This is a genomic window from Amycolatopsis rhizosphaerae (assembly GCF_007713715.1).
Lineage (GTDB): Bacteria > Actinomycetota > Actinomycetes > Mycobacteriales > Pseudonocardiaceae > Amycolatopsis_E > Amycolatopsis_E rhizosphaerae.
The window spans coordinates 1-5,302 of sequence record NZ_VJWX01000489.1 but is presented as its reverse complement, the minus strand read 5'-3'; the positions used below and the strand labels follow the sequence as shown (position 1 = coordinate 5,302).

Below are 5,302 nucleotides of genomic sequence, written 5' to 3'. Positions count from 1 at the left end.
GCTTCATCCGCCGTCCAGCGGAAATACCGCCTGGACTCGCCAGCCTCCCGCCTCGCCCGGCCCGGCCCGGAAGGCGCCCCCGAGAGCGTGGACACGCTCGGCCAGACTCGCCAGCCCGGCACCACCGTTCCGCTGCCTGAAGACGGAGGGGCTCTGCCCAGGCCGCCCGTCATCGGTCACCGTCAGCATCACGGCCGCTCCCTCTTGCCGCACGGCGACCAGCAGACGGGTGGCCGTGGCGGCGTGCCTGCGAACGTTCGTCAAGGACTCCAGCACCACCCGATAGCCCGCGTCCTCGATCTCGGGCCGCGCCCCCACCCTCTCCTCCAGGGACAGTTGGGCGCGGGTGGAGCCGACCCGGTCGAATCGTGCGATCAATTCCGGCAACTCACGAAAGCTGCGCAGGCACCCCTCGCCCATCTCGCCACTGGGCCCGTTCTCGCGACGAAGAAGCCGGATCGCCCGGTCCATCGACTCCAGTGCCCGGACACCGGCCTCTTCGATCCGTCTCAATGCGGTGCCCGCCTCGCCGCCGACGCACTCGGACAGCTGGGCGGCCTGCGCTTCCAGCACTATCGCGGTCACCTCGTGGGCCAGCCAGTCGTGGACATCCCGTTCGAGCTGCCTGCGTTGCTCGTGTCGCGCCCGTCGCACGGCCCGGACGGCGTTTTTGTCAAGCCATCGCAGGTAAATCCCCACCGACAGGGCGCAGCCCGCCAGAAGCGCCGTCCCGCAGCAGAGTCCGGCGATTTCAAGCAACGGAGGAGATGTCGGGAAAGCCGGCGCGAACCGCACCGGAATCAGGGTGACCGCGACGAACACCGAAACCCCGACCGGCCACGCCCGGGAAAGCGGGAGCCTTCGGACCACCTGGACCAGCAGGAACAGCAGAAAGCCGATCTCGACGAGCATCCACGGAGCCCAATCGGGACCGACGGGATCTCGACATGTTCCAGTATCCACAAGGGACAGTGCGGCCGAGAAGGAAGCTCCGATCACGAACGTCCGATGTGACCGCAGCCCGCCGAGAGAACTCGCGGTGGACACCACGAGCGCGGCTATGGCGGACAGGCTGGGGAGGACGGGCACCTCGGGAAGCCCGAGGACGACCACGACCGCGGTGGCCCAGACGGCGAGTGCGACCCATCCGCGCGAGAGCGGACCGGAACCCGTCCCCGATGCCATACCGGCCACGCCGGCACGCAACCGTACGCGGTGCCCCGCCACCCAGGCGGGCCGTACGAGCGTCCGAGCCGTTGCAGTCTCCACATCGTTCCTCCTTTGCCGTGGACGGCGAGACCAGCGATCGACCACCGATCGACCGTGTTGCCGCGTTCCGCCTCAGCCTGCCGAATGCAAGCCCCTCGAGACCATCTCCCAAAAGACAGATCTTGGGGGACAGGTCATCAGAGGATCACCCGAAGGTGTTCGAAATGTCGTTCGATACTGCGGTAGCCTCGACGACGACCGGGCCAGTCGGCCGAACATCCGCTCGCCGGCCCGAATCCCGGCAACCTGCCCCTCTTCGTCCACGAGCAGTCTGGAGTTGATCATCGTGAAGACCCGCACAGTTGTGACACCACCCGCACCCGCCATCGTGAAGGTCCGACATCACAACAGGTGGTCCCGTGAGCAAGCGACGTGACCAATAAGGAAGATTGTCCCTCCTCACCCAACAGTGTGAGACGGTACTGTCCATGGACAGGACTTCGCTGACCGCAGAGGTGTTCGGCGGCCGGATGCCCGCACGGGCGGGCGATCTTGCTATCGAGACGCATGGGATCACGCCGGTACCCGCCGCCAACCGATTCGGACGGCCGATCCGCCTGCTCACGGTGTTCTTCGCCCCGAACCTGACGATGACCGCGGTCTTCTCCGGCACCCTTGGTGCCGGACTCGGCCTCGGGTTCGGCACGGGGCTCGTCGCGCTGCTGGCCGGTACGGTCCTCGGCGCCATTCCGGTGGCTTACCTCGCCACCTGGGGGCCCAAGACCGGTACCGCCCAGCTCCCGCTGGCTCGCCTCCCGTTCCGCCGCGGCGTGGTGCTTCCGGGGCTGGTGCAGTGGTTGAACTCGATCGCCTGGGATGCGCTGGTCGGCCTGTTCGGCGGTGAGGCGCTGGCCAAACTCGTGGGCATGCCGTTCTGGCTGGCGGTGGCCGTCGTACTACTCCTGCAGTGCGCGGTCGGCATCCTCGGCTACGAAGTGATCCACCGGGTGCAGGCGGTGATGACCGCGGTCATCGGCGTGTTCTTCGTCGTGCTCACGGCCAAACTTCTGACCGGACACACGATCGCCGTGCACAACACCGTTTCCGGCGGGGAACTCATGGGCGCGTTCCTGCTGTTCAGCACCATCGCGCTCAGCCTGTCCATCTCGTGGGCCAGCTACGCGTCGGACTTCAGCCGGTACCTTCCGTCGACGACTTCTCGGCCACGGGCTTTCGTGTACACGCTGCTGGGACTGACGCTGTCCTTCGCGTGGGGCGAAGCGCTCGGGCTCGCGGCCGGGCAGACACTGACCGACCAGACCACGGCAGGCATCAGCACCCTGCTCGGCGGCGGACTGCTGGGCAATATCGCACTCCTGGTGATCGCATTGACCGCGGTCTCCTCGAACGCGATGAACGACTACAGCGGCTCCCTGGCCCTGCAGACGATCGGCGTGCGGCTGCGGCGACCGGTGTCCGCCGTGGTCGTCACGGTGATCGCGTTCGGACTCATCCTGTGGATGCACAGCGGCAACCTCAGCTCGAAGTTCGAGGATGTGCTGCTGGTGATCGGCTACTGGGTCCCGCCATTCGTCGGTGTCGTGGCGATCGACTGGTGGGCCAGGAGGCCGCGGCGGCGTGAATTCGACGTCCTGGCGGAAGTCGCGACCCGCCAGGCGGGGTGGCCCGCACTCGTGGCCTTCCTGGTCGGCTGCGCGGCCGCCGTGCCGTTCATGAACACGAGCGTCTTCACCGGTCCGGTCGCTTCGGCCCTGCACGGAGCGGATCTGGCGTACTACGTGGGATTGGTGGCCTCGGCGATCGTCTACGCGATCCTGAGGAAGGTTGTGCCGAGCGCCGGCGGGTGGCAAGCCCGGGTGAGCGAGAAGGTGACGGCGGGCAGTCCGGCCTCCTGACGAGATCGCGCAAGGGATGGTCGAAGTCCGTAAGCCGGAAGCACTGGGAGATCGCAAGCAGCGGAGCCTCCGGCGGAACGGTCATGCGGCCGTCCCGCCGGGCCACTGCCGGGATGCGGCTCCTCCCGCCGACTCCCTAGCGGTTGGGGCCGACGGGGTCGGGGCCGGTCGCGACCGGACGGTCCGGGTGATTCGACCACTGCGACCATGAACCCGGGTACAGCGCGGCCTCGATACCCGCGGCCGCCAGCGCCGCGATCTCGTGGGCCGCGGTGACCCCGGAACCGCAGTAGACGGCGACCGGACGGTCCGTGGCACCGAGGCCGGCGAACCGGCCCGCGAGTTCGCTGACGGACCGGAAACGGCCGTCGGGGGCCAGATTGTCCCCGGTCGGGGCGCTGACCGCACCGGGAATGTGTCCGGCGCGGGGGTCGATCGGCTCCTGCTCGCCGCGGTACCGCTCTCCCGCCCGCGCGTCCAGGAGCAGTCCATGGTCCGGGAAGGCGGCGGCCTCGTCGATGGTCAGGACCGGCAGGTTGCCCGACCGCAGCACCACATCCCCAGGCTCGGGGGTGCGGCCGTGGCCGGTCTCGAGCGGGCGATCGCCCCAGGCGGCCAGGCCGCCGTCGAGCAGCCGCACCTCGGACAGCCCAGCCCACCGCAGCAGCCACCACGCCCGCGCCGCCGCCATGTTTCCTCCGGCGTCGTAGGCCACCACCGACACTCCTTCGCGCACGCCCCAGCGCCGGGCGGCCGCCTGCAGGGCCTCCAGATCCGGCAGGGGGTGCCTGCCCTCGGCCGGCACCGGTGGCGCGGCCAGTTCGGTATGGAGATCGACGTAGACCGCACCTGGCAGATGCCCCTCCAGGTAGTGCTGGTGGCCATTCGGGTCGCCGAGCTTCCAGCGCACGTCCAGCAACACCGGCGGATTCTCCGAGTCCAGTTGCCGGGCGAGCTCCTCGGCACTGACCAGGACCGGCGGTACGGGTCGCGGCAGTTCCGCGGGGTCCGCGCTGCCCGGCGCCTCACCGTGGTTCGCGGCGATCGCCAGCCGACGCTGCACCGCCTCGTTGAGCGGGGTCGGCACCCCGTGCAACCGCCCGAGCAACACGATCTCCCCGTTGAGAAAGTCGGTTTCCACCGAACCGGCACCCCGCGCCAGGCTCTGCCAGGTCGAGCTGCCGCCACGAGCCCGTCCCGGTATCTCGGCCACCTCGACGGCCGAAATATCCACTTCGGACTCCGCGGCGAGATCAGCGGCAGTCATCCCCGCCGCCTGGAACACGCGCCGCGCCTCCGCCTGGAGTTCGCCCGTGATCCGGTCGTCCCGCCCGTACAACGCATGCACCGCGTTGGTGAGGTTGGCGAGCAGCTTGCCCGCCTTCCAGCGCGGAAGATCGGGCACCACCTGAACCACGAAGTCCGCCCGGCGGAAATCCTCGGCGATCGCATCGAGCCTGGGGTCTTCACCGCTGGGATACCGGCCCAACCAGAAAATGCCCGGCTTCTCCGCCCCTTCGGCGCTCACCTCTCCGGGCTCGAGAAAGGTCGACGGCTGCCACACGGCGGCACCGAAGACGGTGCGGAAACGGCGAAGTGCCGCCCGTTCGTTCTCGAGACCGTTCTGCAGACTCACCACGGGCAGGTCTGCTGCCAGGCCCTCGCCGGCCGGGCGCCAGGCCCACTCCTGGAGGACCTCCTCGGTGTTCTGCGTCTTCGTCGCGAGCACCAGCACATCGTCGGCCGCGAGGTCGACCTCGGCGGCGCCGGAGGCGACCGGCACCGCAACGACCTGTTCGCCGCTCGGACGCAGGTACCGCAGGCCCCCGTCACGGATCGCGGCGGCGTGCTTTCCGCGTGCGATGAGCACCGTGCGGATCCCGGCGAGGTGCAGCTGCGCCGCCACTGTCGACCCGACCGCCCCGGCCCCGATGATGATGTATCGCATGGTGACCATCCCACCACTTCCGGCTGTTCCCGGCGAGAGCGCCGAGACGCCGGTCACCGCAACAAGAACGTGACCGGCCCAGACAGAACCCTTCCGCCCCACAGCACGTCTTTCTCGGCAACAACACCGGACACAGAACCCGACCCTGGGGGCCCTTGTGCGTTTCAAGAAGATCTGGGTTGCGTTGAGCAGCGTGGCCGCGGCCGCCGTACTGGCCGCCTGTTCAGGC

3 protein-coding genes are annotated in these 5,302 nt (G+C 69.0%); 1 reads left to right on the top strand and 2 read right to left on the bottom strand.

The annotated features are described in order from the left end of the window. Positions 1-3: 3 nt before the first annotated feature. A complete protein-coding gene (locus FNH05_RS31320) occupies positions 4-1,269 on the bottom strand; it encodes a sensor histidine kinase (protein WP_144592462.1) in 1,266 nt (421 codons plus the stop codon). A gap of 428 nt (positions 1,270-1,697) precedes the next feature. Between FNH05_RS31320 and FNH05_RS31315 the strand changes: the two genes are divergently transcribed. Beyond that, the gene (locus tag FNH05_RS31315; protein ID WP_222426761.1) at positions 1,698-3,125 is read left to right on the top strand and encodes a purine-cytosine permease family protein; all 1,428 of its coding nucleotides are present in this window, start codon (positions 1,698-1,700) and stop codon (positions 3,123-3,125) included. 136 nt (positions 3,126-3,261) lie between these two features. Here FNH05_RS31315 and FNH05_RS39920 read toward each other — a convergent pair whose 3' ends face one another. Beyond that, positions 3,262-5,082 (bottom strand): rhodanese-like domain-containing protein, encoded by a 1,821-nt coding sequence (locus tag FNH05_RS39920; RefSeq protein ID WP_342781638.1) that lies wholly within the window; start codon positions 5,080-5,082, stop codon positions 3,262-3,264. Positions 5,083-5,302: the final 220 nt, after the last annotated feature.